General features: G+C 71.2%; 22 protein-coding genes and 1 pseudogene. 13 read left to right on the top strand and 10 right to left on the bottom strand.

Translation table 11 applies throughout. The features are described from left to right. Positions 1–2: 2 nt before the first annotated feature. Both ACLBYE_RS18455 and ACLBYE_RS18450 read right to left on the bottom strand, forming a co-directional pair. Positions 3–2,348 carry an amylo-alpha-1,6-glucosidase gene (locus ACLBYE_RS18455; RefSeq protein ID WP_447695281.1) on the bottom strand — a complete coding sequence of 782 codons (2,346 nt, stop codon included), beginning with the start codon at positions 2,346–2,348 and terminating at the stop codon, positions 3–5. Between the two features lie 148 nt (positions 2,349–2,496). Continuing rightward, positions 2,497–3,627: a glycosyltransferase family 4 protein gene (locus ACLBYE_RS18450; RefSeq protein ID WP_447695280.1), complete on the bottom strand. Its 1,131-nt coding sequence runs from the start codon at positions 3,625–3,627 to the stop codon at positions 2,497–2,499. 466 nt (positions 3,628–4,093) lie between these two features. Between ACLBYE_RS18450 and rpmI the strand changes: the two genes are divergently transcribed. From rpmI to ACLBYE_RS18425, 5 genes are all read left to right on the top strand, one after another. Continuing rightward, positions 4,094–4,297 (top strand): 50S ribosomal protein L35, encoded by a 204-nt coding sequence (gene rpmI / locus ACLBYE_RS18445; protein WP_007561407.1) that lies wholly within the window; start codon positions 4,094–4,096, stop codon positions 4,295–4,297. A 51-nt stretch (positions 4,298–4,348) separates the two neighbouring features. Then, entirely contained in the window at positions 4,349–4,726 is a 378-nt protein-coding gene (gene rplT / locus ACLBYE_RS18440; RefSeq protein WP_012320099.1) for a 50S ribosomal protein L20, read from the top strand. A 157-nt stretch (positions 4,727–4,883) separates the two neighbouring features. Further along, positions 4,884–5,966: a phenylalanine--tRNA ligase subunit alpha gene (pheS, locus tag ACLBYE_RS18435; protein ID WP_447695279.1), complete on the top strand. Its 1,083-nt coding sequence runs from the start codon at positions 4,884–4,886 to the stop codon at positions 5,964–5,966. Between the two features lie 99 nt (positions 5,967–6,065). After that, positions 6,066–8,486 (top strand): phenylalanine--tRNA ligase subunit beta, encoded by a 2,421-nt coding sequence (gene pheT, locus ACLBYE_RS18430; RefSeq protein WP_447695278.1) that lies wholly within the window; start codon positions 6,066–6,068, stop codon positions 8,484–8,486. Between the two features lie 9 nt (positions 8,487–8,495). Further along, positions 8,496–9,377 (top strand): DUF1186 domain-containing protein, encoded by an 882-nt coding sequence (locus ACLBYE_RS18425; protein WP_447695277.1) that lies wholly within the window; start codon positions 8,496–8,498, stop codon positions 9,375–9,377. Here ACLBYE_RS18425 and ACLBYE_RS18420 read toward each other — a convergent pair. The 3 genes from ACLBYE_RS18420 to ACLBYE_RS18410 all read right to left on the bottom strand — a co-directional run bounded on the left by ACLBYE_RS18420 (position 9,366) and on the right by ACLBYE_RS18410 (position 12,469). Beyond that, positions 9,366–10,151: a HesA/MoeB/ThiF family protein gene (locus tag ACLBYE_RS18420; RefSeq protein WP_447695276.1), complete on the bottom strand. Its 786-nt coding sequence runs from the start codon at positions 10,149–10,151 to the stop codon at positions 9,366–9,368. The two genes, ACLBYE_RS18425 and ACLBYE_RS18420, sit on opposite strands and share 12 nt — an antisense overlap. 303 nt (positions 10,152–10,454) lie before the next feature. Further along, on the bottom strand, positions 10,455–10,976 hold the full coding sequence (gene infC / locus ACLBYE_RS18415) for a translation initiation factor IF-3 (RefSeq protein WP_020092802.1): 522 nt from the start codon (positions 10,974–10,976) through the stop codon (positions 10,455–10,457). Between the two features lie 206 nt (positions 10,977–11,182). Further along, positions 11,183–12,469, bottom strand: coding sequence for a glycosyltransferase family 4 protein (locus ACLBYE_RS18410; RefSeq protein ID WP_244526963.1), 1,287 nt, complete (start codon positions 12,467–12,469; stop codon positions 11,183–11,185). A 107-nt stretch (positions 12,470–12,576) separates the two neighbouring features. Here ACLBYE_RS18410 and ACLBYE_RS18405 point away from each other — a divergent pair, with 107 nt between their 5' ends. Beyond that, positions 12,577–13,344 (top strand): alpha/beta hydrolase, encoded by a 768-nt coding sequence (locus tag ACLBYE_RS18405; protein ID WP_447695275.1) that lies wholly within the window; start codon positions 12,577–12,579, stop codon positions 13,342–13,344. Between the two features lie 32 nt (positions 13,345–13,376). Here ACLBYE_RS18405 and ACLBYE_RS18400 read toward each other — a convergent pair whose 3' ends face one another. Both ACLBYE_RS18400 and ACLBYE_RS18395 read right to left on the bottom strand, forming a co-directional pair. Then, positions 13,377–13,661 (bottom strand): BQ00720 family protein, encoded by a 285-nt coding sequence (locus ACLBYE_RS18400; RefSeq protein ID WP_020092805.1) that lies wholly within the window; start codon positions 13,659–13,661, stop codon positions 13,377–13,379. A gap of 101 nt (positions 13,662–13,762) precedes the next feature. Further along, the gene (locus tag ACLBYE_RS18395; RefSeq protein WP_012320108.1) at positions 13,763–14,191 is read right to left on the bottom strand and encodes an Hsp20 family protein; all 429 of its coding nucleotides are present in this window, start codon (positions 14,189–14,191) and stop codon (positions 13,763–13,765) included. Positions 14,192–14,604: 413 nt separating this feature from the next. Between ACLBYE_RS18395 and ACLBYE_RS18390 the strand changes: the two genes are divergently transcribed. The 7 genes from ACLBYE_RS18390 to ACLBYE_RS18360 all read left to right on the top strand — a co-directional run bounded on the left by ACLBYE_RS18390 (position 14,605) and on the right by ACLBYE_RS18360 (position 18,893). Continuing rightward, a complete protein-coding gene (locus tag ACLBYE_RS18390) occupies positions 14,605–15,084 on the top strand; it encodes a hypothetical protein (protein WP_020092807.1) in 480 nt (159 codons plus the stop codon). A 74-nt stretch (positions 15,085–15,158) separates the two neighbouring features. Continuing rightward, positions 15,159–15,629 (top strand): hypothetical protein, encoded by a 471-nt coding sequence (locus ACLBYE_RS18385; RefSeq protein ID WP_056527997.1) that lies wholly within the window; start codon positions 15,159–15,161, stop codon positions 15,627–15,629. Between the two features lie 132 nt (positions 15,630–15,761). Continuing rightward, positions 15,762–16,451 carry a MotA/TolQ/ExbB proton channel family protein gene (locus ACLBYE_RS18380; protein WP_020092809.1) on the top strand — a complete coding sequence of 230 codons (690 nt, stop codon included), beginning with the start codon at positions 15,762–15,764 and terminating at the stop codon, positions 16,449–16,451. Between the two features lie 54 nt (positions 16,452–16,505). Then, positions 16,506–17,009: an ExbD/TolR family protein gene (locus ACLBYE_RS18375; RefSeq protein ID WP_447695274.1), complete on the top strand. Its 504-nt coding sequence runs from the start codon at positions 16,506–16,508 to the stop codon at positions 17,007–17,009. Positions 17,010–17,013: 4 nt separating this feature from the next. Then, complete coding sequence (gene tolA, locus ACLBYE_RS18370) at positions 17,014–18,009, top strand: cell envelope integrity protein TolA (protein WP_056527992.1); 996 nt, start codon at positions 17,014–17,016, stop codon at positions 18,007–18,009. 299 nt (positions 18,010–18,308) lie between these two features. Continuing rightward, entirely contained in the window at positions 18,309–18,626 is a 318-nt protein-coding gene (locus tag ACLBYE_RS18365; RefSeq protein ID WP_020665400.1) for a hypothetical protein, read from the top strand. A gap of 6 nt (positions 18,627–18,632) precedes the next feature. After that, positions 18,633–18,893, top strand: coding sequence for a BrnA antitoxin family protein (locus ACLBYE_RS18360; RefSeq protein WP_020665401.1), 261 nt, complete (start codon positions 18,633–18,635; stop codon positions 18,891–18,893). 42 nt (positions 18,894–18,935) lie between these two features. Here the strand turns inward: ACLBYE_RS18360 and ACLBYE_RS18355 are convergent, their stop codons facing one another. The 3 genes and pseudogenes from ACLBYE_RS18355 to ACLBYE_RS18345 all read right to left on the bottom strand — a co-directional run. Further along, positions 18,936–19,418 (bottom strand): YaiI/YqxD family protein, encoded by a 483-nt coding sequence (locus ACLBYE_RS18355; protein ID WP_447695273.1) that lies wholly within the window; start codon positions 19,416–19,418, stop codon positions 18,936–18,938. Beyond that, the gene (locus ACLBYE_RS18350) at positions 19,415–19,618 is read right to left on the bottom strand and encodes a hypothetical protein (protein WP_447695272.1); all 204 of its coding nucleotides are present in this window, start codon (positions 19,616–19,618) and stop codon (positions 19,415–19,417) included. The genes ACLBYE_RS18355 and ACLBYE_RS18350 overlap by 4 nt, the downstream gene beginning before the upstream one ends. Next, positions 19,618–19,747, bottom strand: a pseudogene (locus tag ACLBYE_RS18345) (adenylate/guanylate cyclase domain-containing protein); the annotation flags it as partial. The pseudogene ACLBYE_RS18345 and the gene ACLBYE_RS18350, both read right to left, overlap by 1 nt.

The raw sequence follows: 19,747 nt of genomic DNA, 5'->3' as shown, positions 1-19,747 counted from the left end.
CTCTACTTGGTCACCACGACCTGCACGTCGCCGTGGCGGCGCTGCACAGACACGGTGACGTCGTCGTCGTAGCGCTGGAACCGTATGTCCAGGCGCGAGCCGCCGAGCTTGACGTTGTAGAGCGTCACCCCGTCGAGGAAGCCCGGCAGGATCGGGTTCTTGAGCCGGACGCGGTTGCGCTCGTGGTCGAGTTCGAGGCCGAGGCAGGCGGCCAGGAACGCGAACGGCGCCGCCGCCGCCCAGGCCTGCGGGCTGCAGGCGACCGGGTACGAGACCGGGCCGCGCTGCTTGCGGCGCATGAAGCCGCAGAACAGCTCCGGCAGCCGCTTCTGGTCCTGATAGAGCGAGGTGTCGAACATCCCCTGGAAGATGCGCGCGGCCTCGTGCTTGCGGTCGTAGCGCGCCAGACCCATCGCGATCAGCGCGTTGTCATGCGGCCAGATCGAGCCGTTGTGGTAGGACATCGGGTTGTAGCGCGCCTCGCCCTTGGCGATCGTGCGCACGCCCCAGCCGTTGAAGCCGTCCTTGCACAGCAGCGTCTCGGCGACCCGCGCCGCCCGTTCCGCCTTGGCGATGCCGGTGAACAGGGCGTGGCCGGCATTGGAGGAGCGCACCGCGCACTGCTTCTTCGCGCCGTCGAGCGCCAGCGCGTAGGTGCCGATCTCCTCGTTCCAGAACGCCGCGTCGAACCGCTCGCGCAGGCTCGCCGCCTCCTGGGTGAGGCGCTCCGCCATCGGGTCGTGGCCGAGGAGCGCCGCGAGCTTCGCCATGCCGTTCTTGGCGGCGTAGACGTAGCCCTGCACCTCGCAGAGGGCGATCGGGCCCTTGGCCAGGTGACCGTCGGTGTGGAAGATCGAGTCGTGGCTGTCCTTCCAGCCCTGGTTCTCGAGACCCTTGTCGGTGTCGCGGGCGTACTCGACGAAGCCGTCGCCGTCGCGGTCGCCGTAGCGGTCCATCCATTCGAGCGCGAGTTCGAGGGCCGGCCAGATCGCCCGCACGGTCTCGAGGTCGCCCGTGACCGCGTAGTACTCCCAGGCCAGCATCACGAAGAGCGGCGTGCCGTCGATGGTGCCGTAATAGTGCCGGAACGGCACCTCGCCGAGCATCGCCATCTCGCCGCGCCGGGTCTCGTGGAGGACCTTGCCGGGCTGCGCGTCGGCGGCCGGATCGACCGCCTTGGCCTGGGTCGAGGCGAGGTAGCGCAGCACGCCCCGGGCAAATTTCGGGTCGATCCAGAGCGCCATCATCGCGGTGATGATGCCGTCGCGCCCGAACACCGTGGAGTACCAGGGGATGCCGGCGAAGGGGTAGATGCCCTCGGGGGTTCGGCTCGCGAGCATGTAGAGGTCGGCGGTCGCCCGGCACAGCCCCTCGTTGAACTGGTCGTTCGACGAGATGATCGTGGTGATGCCCGCCGTCAGCGCCCGCAGGTCGCGCCGCGAATCGCGGTAGGCGCGGGCGAAGATCGTCCCCTCGCCGAGATCCTTCGGCTCGCGCCGGGCACCGCCGGCATTGGCGGCGAGCGTCAGCTTGGCGGCCGCGTCCTCGCCGACCATCGTGTCGGTCGGGGGCTTGGTGAAGGCCCGATGCGCCTCGAAGGTGACGCGGATGAACAGGGAGGTCCGGCCCTCCGGCGGGAGCGACACGTCGAACACCACCTTGCCGGGCTCGATCGAATCGGGCTTCGGGCCGAAATGCAGGGCGGTCGTCCGGACAATCTCGTCCAGGCCGACGTAGCGGAACTGCACCTCGCGGTCGCTCGCCACGAGGACGCCGCGCTTGCCGCGCTCCTGGCGGTCTGTCCCGCGAACCTCGAAAAGGTCGCGGAAATCCGCGTCGAAGGTGACGGCGATGCGCAGGCGCCGGTGCTTCGAATCGTAGGAGCGGAGGCCGATCCGGTCGTAGCAGGCGCCGCGGAACAGGAACTTGGTGCGCTCGATCGCGATCGTCTCGCGGGGGATCGAGGTCTCGTCGTGGGCGTCGATGCGAATGTCGGGCGTCGTCATGTCGACGCTGAGCGCGCCGTTATCGTCCTGCATCACCGAGGAGAGCATCAGCGGGCGCTGGCCCTCGACCGTCACCTCCAGGCGCGAGAGGTAGCGCGTGTCCTGGTAATAGAGGCCTTCCGGCCCGGGCTGGACGCCGATGTCGCCGTAGGAATCGAGGACGCCGAAGGCCTCGCCGAACTTCAGCGAGCGCAGCGGCCGCTCGACCAGGGAGGTCTGCGCCTCGATGTGGTAGGTCGGGAGGACGTCGTCCGCGTCCTGGAATCCGTGCGCCACGCTTCCGGCGCTCGCCGCGGTCCGGGCCTTCGCATCGTGGGCCGCTGCCGTGTTGTCCGCCGCCATGCAGGGCATCTCCGGGTGCAAGTGAGGGGTGCGAATCGAGAGGGCTGCTGCATCCCTTCGATGCAGCAGCCCCTGTTCACCCTACGGATGAGTCGCCTTTAAGACGCTAGGCCGAGCCGGCCCCGCCTCGCAAGCCCGGTGCCGGTTTTCAGGCCGGCATGGCGGCGACCGGGATCGCCGGACGCGCGGAGCCGTTAACCTCGCCGTACTGCGGCATGAAGCCGGACTTCGGCAGCTTGATCACGTCGGCGCCGCGGGCGAGCAGGTCCTCGTAGGCGGCGACGTACTTCTTCACCATGCACTCGGCGGTGAAGGCGCTCTCGAAGTGGCGGCGCACGCCGGCGCGGCTCATGGTCTTCACCTTGGCGACCGCGGCCACGGCGTCGTCCATGTTCTCGCAGAGAACGCCGCCGACGCCGTCCTTGATGACCTCCGGCACGGAGCCGTTGCGGAACGCGATCACCGGGGTGCCGGCCGACATCGCCTCGATCATCACGAGGCCGAAGGGCTCCGGCCAGTCGATCGGGAAGGCGAGCGCCAGGGCGTTGCCGAGGAAGTCCTTCTTCTGCTCCTCGTTGATCTCGCCGATGTACTCGATCAGCGGGTGGTGGATCATCGGCTCGATGACCTCGTCCCAGTAATCCTGATCGGCCTTGTCGACCTTGGCGGCGATCTTGAGGGGCGTGCCGGAGCGGATCGCCATCTCGATCGCGCGGTCGGGCCGCTTCTCGGGCGAGATCCGGCCGAGGAAGGCGAGGTAGCCGCCCTTGGCCTCCGGGTAGTACGGGCAGTTCTCGGCCGGCAGGCCGTGATGGATCGTCGCCAGCCAGTTGGAGGTCGGCGGCATGGGCAGGCGCTGGTTGTCGGAGATCGAGACCAGCGGCATGCCCGTGAAGGTGCGGTAGACCGGCATGAAGTCCGGCACGTCGAGGCGACCGTGCATCGTGGTGATGCACTTGTGGTTCAGATCCTCGAACATCGGGTACTGAAGCAGGTCGATGTGGAAGTGCAGGATGTCGAACTCGTGCGCGCGGCGGTGCACCTGATGCAGCATCGCCAGGTGGCTGGCCGTGTGATCCCGGTAGCCGAGCAGGCGCAGGCCCTCGGGCGTGCAGGCCGCGAGCTTGGCAGTCGTCTCGGAGTCACCGCTCGCGAACAGCGTGACTTCGTGGCCCTGGCGAACCAGTTCCTCTGTAATCCAGCTGACGACGCGCTCGGTGCCGCCGTAGAACTTCGGAGGGACGGCCTCCGACAACGGAGCGATCTGGGCAATGCGCACGAAGTGTCTCCTGGTTGGCCAATTTGACGGGGGGTCTAACCCTGCCGGCCTGAGCGGGACATGAATGAAACCGACGGCTAAGGTTATGGTTCCTGGCGCACCCGCTGTCCCTCGCCGTTTTGTGCGGCGCGCAAGCCGTCCCCGAATTCCCCCGAATCAGCACGGGCGAAACGGCCGCTGCCCCGCCGTCGCCGGCTTGCCGGCGCGGGCGTCCTGCAGAGAAGCCCGGTCTCAGGGCTCGATACGCCGAAGCCCGGCGACGCGTTCCGTCTGATCTCGATCTCGTGCTCCGATCCGCGGGCGTTGCCGCCGCGTCAGCTTTCTGTCATAAGCCGCCCCGCGTCGAACCGCCCGGCCGATAGGGCTGCCGTGGCGGCTCGTGCTGCTCCACCAGAAGCATCAGCGCGCGAACCTCATCCGATCCTCCCGGATCGGTCCGGGATCATTTCGCGCAACGGAGAGCCAAATGCCCAAGTTGAAGACGAAATCGGGCGCGAAGAAGCGCTTCAAGATCACCGGCACCGGCAAGGTGATGTACGCCCAGGCCGGCAAGCGCCACGGGATGATCAAGCGGACGACCAAGCAGATCCGCAACCTGCGCGGCACCACGACCCTGTTCGAGGGCGATGCCGCCAACGTGAAGAAGTACTTCCTGCCGAACGCGCGGTAAGTCCTTCAACACCCGTTGCCACTGTCTTTCGTCGAATCCAGGAGATAACCGATGGCCCGCGTCAAGCGCGGCGTGACCAGTCACGCGAAGCACAAGAAGGTTCTGAAGGCCGCCAAGGGCTACTACGGCCGGCGCAAGAATACGATCCGCATCGCCAAGCAGGCGGTCGAGAAGGGCATGCAGTATGCCTACCGCGACCGCAAGAACAAGAAGCGCACGTTCCGCGCCCTCTGGATCCAGCGCCTCAACGCGGCGGTCCGTGAGCACGGCCTGACCTACTCGCGCTTCATCGACGGCCTGGCGAAGTCCGGCATCGTCGTCGACCGCAAGGCCCTGTCCGAGCTCGCGATCCACGAGCCGGCGAGCTTCGCCGCCGTCGTCGAGAAGGCGAAGGCCGCGCTGCCGCAGAACACCGCCAAGGCCGCCTGATCCAGGCCTGAGGCGAGACGGACGGAAGGCGCGGTTCCCCCGGGGAGCCGCGCCTTCGTCGTTTACGAGGTCCCGCGCGCCGCGCTTGCGCCGGCGCCCGCAACGCGCGAGAGCACGGCCCGACCGCCGACTCCGCCAACCCTGCTCGAAGACAGCGATGACCGATCTCGACACCCTGGAACGCGACCTCCTGGCCCAGGTGAGCGCGGCCTCCGACGAGGCCACCCTCGACGCGGTCCGCGTCGCCGCGCTCGGCAAGAAGGGCAGCGTCTCGGATCTGCTGAAGACGCTCGGGTCGATGACGCCGGACGAGCGCAAGGAGCGCGGGCCCCTGATCAACGGGCTGCGCGACCGCGTCCAGGGCGCCGTCACCGCGCGCAAGACCGAGCTCGCCGAGGCCGCCCTGGAGTCACGCCTCGCCTCCGAGCGGGTCGACGTCACCCTGCCGGTCCGCGAGGCCCCCGAGGTGCGCGGCCGGATCCACCCGATCTCCCAGGTGATCGACGAGATCACCGCGATCTTCGCCGACATGGGCTTCGCGGTCGCCGAGGGTCCGGACATCGAGACGGACGAGCTGAACTTCACGGCGCTCAACTTCCCGCCCGGCCACCCGGCGCGCGAGATGCACGACACCTTCTTCCTGGCGCCCGACCGCGACGGGCAGCGCAAGGTGCTGCGCACGCACACCTCGCCGGTGCAGGTGCGGACCATGCGGGCGCAGACGCCGCCGATCCGCGTGATCATCCCGGGCCGGACCTACCGGCACGATTCCGACCAGACCCACACGCCGATGTTCCATCAGGTCGAGGGGCTGGTGATCGACAAGGCGGCCAACATCGCCAACCTGAAATGGGTGCTGGAGGAGTTCTGCAAGGCGTTCTTCGAGGTGGAGGGCGTGAAGATGCGCTTCCGCCCGTCCTTCTTCCCCTTCACCGAGCCCTCCGCCGAGGTCGACATCCAGTGCTCGCGCAAGGGCGGCGAGATCCGCTTCGGCGAGGGTGACGACTGGCTGGAGATCCTGGGCTGCGGGATGGTTCACCCGAACGTACTGCGCAATTGCGGGCTCGACCCGGACGCCGTGCAGGGCTTCGCCTTCGGCGTCGGCATCGACCGCATCGCCATGCTGAAATACGGCATGCCGGACCTGCGCCCATTCTTCGAGGCCGACGTCCGCTGGCTCGACCATTACGGCTTCCGCCCGCTCGACGTGCCGAGCCTCGTGGGCGGCCTCACGGGCTGAGCCGCCCCGGCCCCGCCGCGGTCCCCCGGGCCCCGGCGACGGCCCCGCGATCCTGTTCCTCCGACGGTCGAGCCGATACCGGGCTCTCGAAGGTCCATCATGAAATTCACCCTCTCCTGGCTCAAGGACCACCTCGACACCGAGGCCTCCCTCGACACCGTCGCCGAGACGCTCACGCGGATCGGCCTGGAGGTGGAGGGCGTCGAGGACAAGGCCGCCGCGCTCAAGCCCTACGTGATCGCCCGGATCCTGACGGCCGAGCAGCACCCGAACGCCGACCGGCTCCGGGTCTGCACGGTCGACACCGGCGCGGGCGCGCCCGTGCAGGTGGTGTGCGGCGCTCCCAACGCGCGGGCCGACCTCGTCTCGGTCTTCGCGCCGCCCGGCACCTACGTCCCGGGCAAGAACATCACCCTGTCGGTGGGCACGATCCGCGGCGTCGAGAGCCACGGCATGCTGTGCTCGGGCGCCGAACTCGGCCTCGGTGACGACCATGACGGCATCCTGGAACTCCCGACCGACGCGCCGGTCGGCCAGGCCTACGCGCTCTATGCCGGGCTCGACGATCCGGTCATCGAGATCAACCTGACGCCGAACCGGCCGGACTGCACCTCCGTCCACGGCATCGCCCGCGACCTCGCGGCGGCCGGCCTCGGCACGCTCAAGGGCGAGACGCTGCCGGCCCTGCGCGGCGAGGGTCCCTGCCCGGTCGCCGTCGAGCTGGCCCTCGATCCGGCCGACCGACACCTCGCCCCGATGTTCGCCCTGCGGCTCGTGCGCGGCGTCCGGAACGGCCCGTCGCCGGCCTGGATGCAGGCGCGGCTGCGCGCCATCGGCCTGCGGCCGATCAACAGCCTCGTCGACATCACCAACTACGTCACCTTCGATCGCGGCCGGCCACTGCACGTCTTCGACGCCGCCAAGGTCACCGGCACGCTGACCGTGCGGCGGGCGCGGGTGGGCGAGAGCCTGCGCGCCCTCGACGGCCGGACCCACACGCTGACGGACGACACCGTGGTGATCGCCGACGCGAACGGCGTCGAATCCATCGCCGGCATCATGGGCGGCGAGGCGTCGGGCTGCGACGCCGGCACCACGGATGTGCTGATCGAGTCGGCCCTGTGGGACCCGACCAACATCGCCCAGTCGGGCCGCCGCCTGGGCATCATCACCGACGCGCGCTACCGCTTCGAGCGGGGCGTCGACCCGGGCTTCACGCTTCCCGGCCTCGACCTCGCGACCCGGCTGGTGGTCGATCTCTGCGGCGGAACGCCGACCGAGGCGCACGTCGCCGGCGCGCCGCCCGAATCCCAGCGCAGCATCGAGTTCCCCTGGACCGAGGTCCGCCGCCTCGCCGGCCTGGACGTGCCGCGCACCGAGATGCAGCAGATCCTCGAGACGCTGGGCTTCCACGTCTCCGGCACTGGGGACCGGGTGACGGTGCTGCCCCCGTCCTGGCGGCCCGACGTCGAGGGCAAGGCCGACCTCGTCGAGGAGGTCGTCCGCATCGCCGGGCTCGACCGGATCGTGGCCGAGCCCCTGCCGCCGCTCGCCGGGATCGGCCGCCCGCTGCTCACCGTGATGCAGAAGCGGACCCGCCTCGCCAAGCGCGCCCTGGCGAGCCGCGGCCTCATGGAGGCGGTCACGTGGTCGTTCGTGCCGCACGACGACGCCGTCCTGTTCGGCGGCGGGGGGGCCGACCTCGTCCTGGCCAACCCGATCGCCTCGGAGCTGTCCGACATGCGGCCGAGCCTGGTGCCGGGCCTCCTGCGCGCGGCGCAGCGCAACGCCGACCGCGGCTACCCGGACGCCGCCCTGTTCGAGGTCGGCCAGTGCTTCGCCTCCGACGTGCCGGAGGGCCAGACCATCCGCGCGGCGGCGGTCCGCCGCGGCGGTGCGACCCTGGCCGGCGCGGAACGGCACTGGGACGGCACGGCCGGGACCGTCGACGCCTTCGACGCCAAGGCGGACGCCATCGCGTTGCTCGGCAGCCTGGGCGTGCCGACCGGCGGCCTCCAGATCACGCCCGGCGGCCCGTCCTGGCTGCATCCCGGCCGCTCCGGCACGCTGCGCTTCGGTCCGAAGACGGAGATCGGCTGGTTCGGGGAGGTGCATCCGCGGACGCTGCAGGCTCTCGACCTGAAGGGAACGCTCGTGGCGTTCGAGATCGTCCTCGACGCCCTGCCCCTGCCCAAGCTCAAGCCGACCAAGGCCAAGGCCGCCCTGGCGCTGTCGGAATTCCAGCCGCTGTCGCGGGACTTCGCCTTCGTGGTCGGCCGCGACGTGCCGGCGGGCGACATCATCAAGGCCGCCCAGAACGCCGAGCGCAAGCTGGTGACGGGCGTCGACGTGTTCGACCTCTACGAGGGGCCGGGCGTGCCGGACGGCGCGAAGTCGGTGGCGATCGCGGTGCGTCTCCAGCCCGTCGAACGGACCCTGACCGACGCGGAGATCGAGGCGGTCAGCGCCAGGATCGTCGCCGAGGTCACCCGCAAGACGGGCGCGACGCTCCGGGCCTGAGGCGCCGCCATGGACCGGATCGCCCTGCTCATCGACGACCTCGCGTCGGCCGAGTACCGGCCGAAGGCGGCGTTGCGGGAAGCCCTGAACCATCCCGCCGCCGTCGCGGAGGCGGCGCTGCCGCTGCTCGAGGCGGCCGCCGACGGGCGCGAGCTGGCGCCGGAGGAGACGAACCTCCTGTTCTGGGGCCTGCACGTGATGGCCCATGCCCGGGACACGCGCGCCCTCGCGCCGCTCCTCAGGCTGCTCCGGCACGACGAGGAGACCCTCGACGCGGTGCTGGGTGACGCCGTCACGGCGACGCTGGCCAAGGTCGTGGCGAGCCTGTTCGACGGCGATCCGCAGCCGCTGTTCCGGCTGATCCTGGACAGCACGGTCGACGATCACGCGCGCATGGCGCTGATGTGCGCCTGCACCTTCCTGACCCTGGAGGGACGGATCGACCGGGCCGCGATGCACGACCTGCTGGTCCGGTTCGACGACGCGCAGGCCGCCGTGGAGGACGGGCCGGCCTGGGTCGGCTGGGAGGAGACGATCGCGCATCTCGGCTTCCGGGACCTCGCGCCCCGCGCGGCCGCGGCCCGCGCCGACGGACGGCTCACCGACGAGATCAGCGACGCCGGGTGGTTCAAGGAGGCCCTGCGCAAGGCAGAGACCAAGCCGGACGACCGGGACCGGCTGGGGCCCTACCAGTACGGCTACCTCGACGATCCGGTCGAGGCCCTCGACTGGGCCGAGGAGGGCGCGGGCGAGCCGCAGCGCAACCCGTTCAAGGATGTCGGCCGCAACGATCCCTGCCCCTGCGGCTCGGGAAAGAAATTCAAGAAATGCTGCCTCGGCAAGGCCGAGGCGGAGGGGCCGTGGATGCCGCCGGGATCCTCAGGCGGCTGAGGCGCCGCTGCCGCTGAGCGGGTTCTCGGGATCCCAGCCGTAGCTCAGGGTCCCGAACCGCATGGCGCGGGCGTCGACCATGAGGAGGCGCCCGACGAGGGGCTCGCCGAAGCCCGCCACGGCCCGGATCACCTCCATGGCCATCAGCGAGCCCATGACGCCGGCGAGCGCGCCGAGGACGCCGGCCTCCGCGCAGGCGGGCACGCTGCCCGGCGGCGGCGGGTTCGGGAAGAGGCAGCGATAGGTCGGGTTCGGCGTCCCGTCGGGCCCCGTCTCGTGGGCCCGGATCGTGGTCAGCGTGCCGTCGAAGCGGCCCAGAGCCGCCGTGACCAGTGGCCGACGCGCCCGGAAGCAGGCGTCCGACACCGCGTAGCGCGTGGCGAAATTGTCGGACCCGTCCGCCACGAGGTCGTAGCCGCCGATCAGGTCGACGGCGTTGTCCGCGTCGATCCGGAACGGGTGCCGGACGACCGACACGTGCGGGTTGAGGCGCGCCACCGCGTCGGCCGCGCTCTCGACCTTCGGCCGACCGAGATCCGGCGTCCCGTGGATCACCTGCCGCTGCAGATTCGACAGGGAGACCGTGTCGTCGTCGACGAGGCCGATCGTGCCAATCCCCGCGGCGGCGAGGTACTGGATCAGCGGCGCGCCGAGGCCGCCCGCCCCGATGACCAGGATCCGCGCGGCCTTGAGCCGGGCCTGACCGGGACCGCCGACCTCGGCGAGGACGAGGTGGCGGGCGTAGCGTTCGATCTCATCGGGAGCGAGGGCCATAGGCTGCCCTTAGACTGCCGTGGCCGCGCATGGAAGGATCGGGCGCGTCTCGAAGGCTCGTCGGAATCTCGGCCGACGCTTCGACCTCGTCATCGCGAGCGCAGCGAAGCGACCCAGGTCAGCGGGACGTCTCTCGGCGCAGCGCGACACCGGGTTGCTTCGCTCCGCTCGCAGAGACGGCGGTGCCGTGATCAGCGGGAAGCGATATGGCCCCCTCACGATCCGCTGTTCGAGAGCTCGGAACGCGAAACGCCGCCCCGGTGAGGAGGCGGCGCGGGTCTCGCGTCTCTGGATCCGGGCCGCTCAGCGCGGCGCGAGGATCATGATCATCTGCCGGCCTTCGAGCATCGGCTCGCTCTCGACCTTGGCGATCTCGGCGGTCTCGCTCTTCACGCGCTCCAGGAGGCGCAGACCGATATCCTGGTGAGCCATCTCACGACCGCGGAAGCGCAGGGTCACCTTGACCTTGTCGCCCTCCTCGAAGAAGCGGTGCACCGACTTCATCTTGGTGTCGTAGTCGTGCTTGTCGATGCCGGGGCGGAGCTTGATCTCCTTCACCTCGACGGTCTTCTGCCGCTTGCGGGCCTCGTTCTGCTTCTTCTGCTCGTTGAAGCGGAAGCGCCCGTAATCGAGCAGCTTGCAGACGGGCGGCACGGAGTTCGGCGCGATCTCCACGAGATCGAGACCGGCCTCCTCGGCCAGATTGAGGGCGTCGAAGAAGGGAACGACGCCGCGGTTCTGCCCGGTGTCGTCGATCAGCTGCACTTCCCGCACACCGCGAATGTCGCGGTTGGCGCGCGGCCCGTCCTTCTGCGGGGCCGGCATGGCTCTCATCGGTCTACGAATGGCTTAGGTCTCCTGCTGCAACGGCGAAACGGCGGATCTTCAGGAAGATCTCCTGACCGCCAGCCGCTCCGGTCTCATCCGGACATACAACGTTGGTGGAACCGCGGCCAGAGTCAACCGGCTACCATCGCGACGCCGGAAATAATCGGCCGCCGCGTCGCGATTCGAGTCCGATGCCGATGCCCTCAGGTCGACCGGCCGAGCAGCTCGGCGTAGACCGCCAGCGTGTCGCCGACCATCCGCTCCAGGGAGAAGTGCGCCTCGACATGCGCGCGGCTGCGCCGACCGAGGGCGTCGCGGGCGCTCGCGCCGAGGGAGAGGGCCTCGGTCAGAGCGGCGGCGAGCGCGGCCGGGTCGCCGGGCGGCACGCGCCATCCGGTGCGCTGGCCGGCAGGGGTCTCGGGCGGTGCCAGCACCGTCTCCGGCACGGCGCCGAGATCCGAGACGACCACGGGTGCGCCGAGCGCCTGCGCCTCGACGGCCGAGCGGCCGAAAGCCTCGGGCTCAACGGACGGCACCGCCACCACCGAGGCGGCGCGGAAGGCCGCCGGCATGTCGGCGCAGTGGCCGACCCGGCGGACGATGCCCTCGAGCCCGCGCGCGGCGATCAGCGCGTCGAGCTCGCGCTCGTAGGCGGCGCGGCCCTGCGGATCCCCCGCGAGGACCACGGCCAGGTCCGGGACGCCGCGATCGCGCATCCGCGCGGCGGCCTCGATCAGCACGCGGTGGCCCTTCCAGGCCGTGAGGCGGGCGGCCAGCAGGATCACACGCTCGTGCGGCGCCACGTTCCAGCTCCGGCGCAGCGCCTCGACCCGGGCGGCCCCGACCGCCACCGGGTTGAACACCGCGAGGTCGGTGCCGCGATGGATGACCCGCACGCGGTCGCCGGCCTGCTCGGCATGCAGCCGGTGGATCAGGTCCGCGGTGTAGTGCGAGTTGGCGATCACCACGTCGCCGCGGGCCATGATCGAGTTGTAGAGGACCTTCACCCCGGTCCGGCCGGAATAGCTGCCGTGATAGGTGGTCACGAACGGGAGCCCGAGCCGGCGCGCCGCCCCGAGGGCGACCCAGGCGGGCGCGCGGGAGCGGGCGTGGATGATCTGCACCTTCTCGCGGCGGCAGAGCGCCATCAGCCGCAGGACGTTCACCGCCATCGACGCCGGGTTCTTCGACGCGGCCGGGAATCGGAGCCAGTGCCCGCCCTTGGCCTGCAACTCGCCGACGAGCCGTCCGCCCTCGGTCGCCACCAGGGCGCGGGCGCCCACGGCCGCGAGGCCGCCCGCGACGTCGACGGTGGTCCGCTCGGCGCCGCCCGCGTCGAGTTCGGGGATGATCTGCAGGATGCGGGCGCCGGCCAGCGCCCCGACCTCCGCCGGGAAACCCGACAGGGCGTGGGGTCCATCGCCCGTTCGCGGGCCCTCGGCGAGGACGCGCAGGCCCCCGGCCGGTATCTGCCAAATGCTCGCTGCCATTGATCCAGCATCGCCGCCGGGCTTTACGGTCCGGTAAACGAGAGTTGAAGCCGAACCGTTCAGGACCGGACTTCTTCCATGTCGAGACAGGGATACCGGAGAGAACGATGACGGATACGGCCCCCGAGTTCCTGACCGTCGGCACCGGCGACGCGGCCCGCCGCATCGCCGTGCGGGTGCGCGCGGGCGGCGGGCCGCCGGTGGTCTGGCTCGGCGGCTTTCGCTCCGACATGACCGCGACCAAGGCGACGGCGCTCGATGCCTGGGCCGAACGGACGGGCCGGGCGCTCGTGCGGTTCGACTACGCCGCGCACGGTGCCTCGGGCGGCACCTTCACGGACTGCACCATCTCGTCGTGGCTCGAGGACGCGCAGGCGGTCCTGGCGGCCTACGTGACGGAGGCGCCGGTGCTCGTCGGCTCGTCGATGGGCGGCTGGATCGCCTGCCTGGCGGCCCGCGACCGGGCCGCGCGCGGGGAGGCCACGGCGGGGCTGGTGCTCATCGCGCCGGCCCTCGACTTCACCGAGGAGCTGATCTGGAACCGCCTCAGCGAGGCGGCGCGCGCCATGCTGATCCGAGACGGCGTCCTCCGGAAGCCCAGCGACTACGCACCGGAGCCGGACCCGATCACGCGGGCCCTGATCGACGACGGCCGCCGACACTGCATGCTGGGCGGCCAGGTCGATCCGGGCTGCCCGGTGCACGTCCTCCAGGGCATGCGGGACACCGACGTCCCCTACACGCACGCCTTGAAGACGATCGACCGTCTGCCGGCCGAGGGAACCGTGCTGACGCTGATCGCCGACGGCGACCACCGCCTGTCGCGGCCGCAGGACATCGCGCGGCTCGTGGCGGCGGTGGCCGAGATCGCCTGACCGATTCCCCGGTCAGGCCAGTGAGTGAAGGATCAGTGCAGGCTGACGGGCTGCAGGTCGTGCGCGGCGGCGTTGGCCAGCACGACGTCCCGCGAATCGGCGAGCATAATCGGCGCGCCGCTCGCCGAGAGCAGGGCGAACAGGTCAAGGCCGGGCGTCAGCTCGGGGGCCTGCGGGAAGAAGCGGCGGACCTCGTCGGACCGGATCGGCCGGACGTAGGCGATGTGCCCCTCGCCCAGAGCCGCGAGATCGGCCGGCTGGAAATCGGCCGGATCGAGATCGGCGGGGGTCAGGGGAGACGGATTCAGATCGGTCATAAAGCCCTCCTAGGGTGGCAGAGCGTCGACCGCCGATCCTGAAGGCACCGGCGGCTCCACCCTGATGTGGGGATCCGCGCCGGCCAATCAATCGGTCGGCGTCAGCCGCGGGCGCCGATATCGATCTTGCGCACGATGCGGTCCGGCTCCGGCCGGACCAGATCGATCGACAGGAGGCCGTTGGCGAGGTCGGCGCCGAGGACCTCCATGCCGTCCGCGAGCAGGAAGGCCCGCTGGAACTGCCGCGCCGCGATGCCGCGGTGCAGGAAGTGCCGCTCGCGCTCGTCGACCTGCCGGCCGCGCACGACGAGCTGGCTCTCCTCCAGCATCACGTCCAGCTGATCGCGGGTGAAGCCGGCCACCGCCAGGGTGATCCGCAGGCGCTCGGGCTCGCTCTCTGTCCGGGGCAGGCGCTCGATGTTGTAGGGCGGGTAGCCGTCGTTGGCGGCCTTGGAGACCCGGTCGAGGGCCTGCTCGATCTCGTCGAAGCCGAGCAGGAACGGGTGCCCGAAGGGCGAGGATCGAGTCATCGCGGCCATCATCCAGAAAGCGAAGCCTCCGACCCCGGGATCTGCCGCAATCCCGGGATGCCCGAGCACCTCGTCGACAGGAGCCCGCCCGGGGCAGCACTCCGCCGGACGTGACGACGCCGGCAACTCGGAGATATGGCCAAGGCCTTCCGGGCCATCAAGGGAGGGGATCGGAATCGACGGCGACCCGTGGTCGCGCATTTCCGGGATGTTTCGGCAAATTTTTGCGGGATCGATAGGCAAAGCCTGCAACGGCCACGCTTTCTTCTAACAGTTTGGAACTGCTCTGATTTTCTCGCCGGGCCTTGATCCGGGCGGCGGGCCTGGATACTGCCGCGGCAGGCGACGATCCGGCTCCCGAGCTCGATCGCCGCGATCCTTTTCCGCGAGGCGCCGGAGCCGTGAGCACGCCCATGACCCCGTCGGACCACGCGGCGATGCGGCGCGTCGCAGACGTGTGCGGCGACGAGGCCGACATCCTGGCCCTGTCGGTGGCCCGCTTCGTGGCGGCCGGCTACATGACCAGCGACGTCGCCTGCTGGAACGCGGCCTTCGACGGGGCCGAGCAGCTGCTCGGGCCGACGGAAGGGTGCCGCTTCGTTGCCTGCGTGGTCGCGATCATCCGGGCGCTCCGCGCGGAGCGCGACGGCGACTGGTCGTTCATGCCGGCGAGCTGCTGCCGCGTGACCGGCCACGAATGCGCGCTGGTGAAGCTGATCAACCGGGGCCGGCAGCGCCTCTGGGCGGATCTCGAGGCCGCCGCGGCCGAGATCACCGGCCAGGACGCGGCGCCGCGCCTCGTGGCGGCGGTCCGCGCCGCGGTCGGGCCGCTCGACGCGGCGGCCGAGCGCCTCGCCCCGGCCTCCTGCCCCGCCGGAACGGTGCTGCACTGATCCGGCTCCCCGTCACCCCGGACCGCGCGGCCCGAGCCGCCGGCCGGCGCGAACTCGAAGAGGACTTTGTCACGGTGCTTGCCCTGCGCGCTCCCCTGTACCGCCGTCGGATCGGGCGTGTCGCCCTCGACACGGCGGCCTGCTTCGCGCTCTCGGCGCTGCTCGTCGTGTCGGCCCTGGCGCAGGACGCGTCCGAGAAGGCGCCGATCAAGTTGCAGCTCAACAAGGTCGAGACCGCGGGCGAGGCCTGCCGGATCACCATGGTGATCGACAACAAGGGTTCGGGCCTCAAGTCCTACAAGGTGGATCTCTTCGCCTTCGACCCAGAGGGCGTCGCGCAGAAGCGCGTGGCGGTCGAGCTCGGGCCGCTGCCGCCGAAGAAGACCACCGTGAAGATCTTCGATTTCCCCGGCATCGCCTGCAACAAGGTCGGTCGCGTCCTCCTGAACGACGTCCTGACCTGCGACGGCGGCGATCCGGGCCGCGAGGCCTGCCTCGAGCGGACCGAGACCGACAGCAAGGCCGGCCTGCCGTTCGACCGCTGATGCGGATGGTGTGACGGCTGACGAGACCAAACCGCCCGGCGGCGATGGCCGCCGGGCGGACTGCGGCTTTCGCCGCACCCCGAGACGATGGCGGCGCGACGCCGCGTGAGACCAGGACGCCAGGAGCCCGCGATGGACCCGACACAAGCCCCGATCGAGGCGGCCCACGACTTCTCGTTCCTCGGCCTGTTCCTGCAGGCCGACCCGATCGTGAAGGGCGTGATGATCCTGCTGGTGATCGCCTCGATCGCCTGCTGGACGGTGGTGTTCGAGAAGGTCATCCGGCTCGCCGCCGCGCGGCGCCAGGCCAAGGCCTTCGCGAATCTGGTCCGCTCCGGGGGCAGCCTCGACGGCGAGCATCGCGGCATCGCCGGCCACGTGGTGAAGGCGGCGATCGACGCGTGGCGCGATCAGGATTCCTCCGAGACCCGGGCCGAGCGCCGCGACCGCATCGAGCGGGCGATGAAGGGCGCCCTCGCCATCGAGGTGAAGCGCCTGCGCACCGGCCTGTCGCTGCTGGCGACCTCCGGCTCCACGGCCCCGTTCGTCGGCCTTTTCGGCACCGTCTGGGGCATCATGAACTCGTTCTCGTCCATCGCCCGCAGCCAGGACACCTCCCTCGCCGTCGTGGCGCCGGGCATCGCGGAGGCGCTGTTCGCCACGGCGATCGGTCTCGTCGTCGCGATCCCGGCGGTGATGGCCTACAACAAGCTCTCGAGCGACGTGAGCGGCATCCAGAGCACCTTCTCGTCCTACATCTCGGTCCTGGGCAACCGCCTCGCGCGCGACCGCGCGGGCGCCCACCGCGCGGCCGCCGAGTAGCGCGGCCGGCGCCAGCCCCCAGAGAGCCGAACGTAAAGGTACCGGAGACGCCCCATGGCGATGGGATCCATTCGCGCGAACGACGACGACGACCTCGACGACGTGCCGATGTCCGACATCAACGTCACCCCGATGGTCGACGTGATGCTCGTGCTGCTGATCATCTTCATGGTCGCCGCGCCGCTGATGACCACCGGCGTGCCGGTCCAGCTGCCGAAGACCGCGGCGCCCAAGGTCGCGCAGTCGAAGAAGCCCGCCGAGGTGACGGTCGACAAGGACGGCAACCCGTCCATCGCCAAGGAGGTGTTCACGATGGAGAGCATCGTGCCGCGCCTGCGCGAGATGGCGGCGGCCGACAAGGATCAGGTGATCCTCGTGCGCGGCGACCGCGACGTGCCCTACGGCAAGGTCATGGAGGTCATGGGCCTCGTCGGGCAGGCCGGCTTCACCAAGGTGTCGCTGATCGCGCAGTCGCCCGGCGGCGCCGCTCCGGCCGCGCCTGGCGCCGCCCCGGCCGCCCCCGCCGCCCCCGCCGCCCCCGCAGGGACCGCGCGCTGAGCCGATGAGCACCTACACGTCGACGGATATGCCGGCCGGTCTCGGCGAGCGCCGCCCGTCCGGGCTGCTCGCCGCTTTCCTGGTCGCCCTCGGGCTGCACGCCTGCGTGCTCGCCGCCGTGATGTTCCTGCGGCTCTCCCCGCCCGCACCGCCCGGCGAGCAGCAGATCACCGTCGACCTCGCGCCGCTCATGACCGACGCGGCCACCGAGGCCCCGGCGGAGCAGCAGATGAGCCAGGAGGCCCCGCCGGAAGCCAAGCCGGTGGACACCCCGCCCGACGAGGCCGTCCAGCCGCCGCCGCCGACCGAGATGACCGAGGTGAAGCCGGAGGACACCCAGGCGGTCGAGATGCCGCAGGAGGCTCAGCCGGTGGAGGCGCAGAGCCAGGTGATCACCTCCGCGTCCGAGGCCGCCGAGCCGCTGGCGCCGCCGCCCACCGAGGTCGCCAAGTCCGAGGAGCCGCCCAAGCCGACGCCCGATCCGGCGAAGCTGAAGGCGGAGCGCGAAGCCAAGCTGCGCAAGATCCGGGAGGAGAAGCTCCGCGAGCAGAAGCGCGAGGAGGCGCGGCAGGAGCGTCTGGAGGAGATCCGCGAGGCGAAGGCCAAGGCCGCGCGCGAGGCGAAGGCGCGCGAGGCCAAGGCCCGGGCGGGCGCCGAGCGGAGTTCGGCGTCGGCCTCGAGGGCGAACGCGGCCGGCCGGGCCGCCGCGGGCAACGATCCGAGCGCCATGCGCCAGTGGCAGGGCGCCATCAGCGCGGCGATCCACAGCCGGATGAACGTGAACGCGGCCGTCGGCACCGGCGGCGGGACCGCGGTGGTGCGCTTCACCGTGATGCGGTCCGGTCAGGTGACGGGCGCCGGCGTGGCCCGGTCCAGCGGCGTCGGCCAGATCGACAGCGCCGCCCTCGCGGCGGTCCGCGGCTCGATGCCGGCGGCGCCCCCCGGCGTGACGCAGTCCAGCCTGTCGGTCTCCATTCCGCTCAACTTCCGCGTGCGCTGATCGGAGGACGATCCAGGCCGGATCCCGCGCGGCCGACCGCGAGCCTGATCCGGATCGTCCAGGGGACGCGTACGAATGGTGTGCGCCGTCAGTCCCACCCGGCGATCCGGATTCGCCATCGGCCGCGCGGGCATGCTAAAGCCTTCGTGAACCTGCCCTCCCCGCGCGCCTGACGGCGATGCGGGAGGGCGCCGATCCGGCCTTGCCCCCCGCCCCTCGAACAGGCCGGACCCGCTCAGACCCCGTCCCGCGCAGGCTGCGCCGGGTCGGACCCGTCGAGCCGGGGTGAAAGGGACAGGATGAACGACGACACTGAGTACGACCTCGACGAGGTGAATGCCACCCGCGACGCGGAGGCGGAAGCCAAGACCCGGGCGGAGAACCGCGCCGAGCGCGCGGAACGGGCGGAGCGCATGGCTCGCGAGGGCGCCCAGGCGATGGCGGAGCACCACGCGGCCATCAAGGCGATGGACGAGCGGACGGTGCGGCTGCGCTCGCTCCGGCTCGCCAAGGAGGCCGCGGACGCGCAGGCCAAGGCGGCCGAGAAGGAAGCCAAGGCGGCCGCCAAGGGCAGCGCGAAGAAGGCCGCGCCGAAGAAGACGACCGCGAAGGGCTAGAGGTCGATGGCCGAAGACCGCAACCGCCGCCGCTTCAGCGACCCGCGCGCGGCAGCCGAGGCGGCCTTCCGGGCCGCGACGAGCCCGAAGACGGCCGCCCCGCCGCCGCAGGCCGCGCCGCGGCCGGCAACGGTCCCGGGTTCGCGGGAAGTGGTGAGCCTGCGCCTCGACAGCGCCGTGCTCGCGCATTTCCAGAAGGACGGCCCGGGCTGGCAGGACCGCATCAACGAGGCGCTCAAGGCCCTCGTCCCGGCGGCCGAGGCCTGAGAGCTCCCCCGCGCGGAACGCTGTCGCGCCCGGGACCGGTGCTCAAGCCGGCTTCGGCCGCTCGCGCAGGATCCGGTTCACCGCCCGGTCGAGGGCGGACAGGAAGGCCGACCGGTCGGCGCGCGAGAACGGTTTCGGCCCGCCCGTGATGGTCCCGGCCTCGCGCAACGATTGCATCAAGTCGCGCGTCGCGAGGGCGAGACCGATCCCGGCCTCGCTGAACGGCTTGCCGGTGAACGCCAGGACCGTGGCGCCGGCCTTCACGCAGCGCGCGGCCAGCGGAACGTCGGCGGTGAGCACGATGCTCCCGGTTCCGGCCCGCGCGGCGATCCAGTCGTCGGCGGCGTCGAGTTCCGGGCCGACGACCACGCGCTCGATCCAGGGCTCGCGCGGGAGGTTCAGCACGCTGTTGGCGACGACGTGGACGGTCAGGCCGTAGCGCGCGGCGACCCGGTAGGTCTCGTCCTTGACCGGGCAGGCATCGGCGTCGAGGTAGATCGGCGGGCGCGCCGGCGCGTCGCTCATGGCCGGGGCACCAGCTTCGAGGTGAAACCCGCCAGGATCAGGAGCACGCCCAGGGCGAACTGGCCGTGCTCGATATCGCCGCCCACCGACAGGACGACGGCGCGCCCGAAGACCGCGAGCCCGATCAGCGGCAGCCCGAAGCGCAGCGCCATCTTCACGGCGATCAGGGTGTTCGCCCGCGCGGGGCTCGCCCCGGCCATCAGCGGGCGACCGCGGCGCGGCGCGGCGCCAGATCCGCCACGGGCGCGGTCTCGGCGGCTCCGCGCTCGAGCGTCGCCACCGACAGCGGCGCGCCGCGGCCGCGGAGCGCGTGGGCGCCGAGGGACCGC

This window comes from Methylobacterium sp. A52T, from assembly GCF_053346095.1.
The sequence above is the reverse complement of the archived record's forward strand: the minus strand, read 5'-3'. Positions and strand labels throughout refer to the sequence as shown.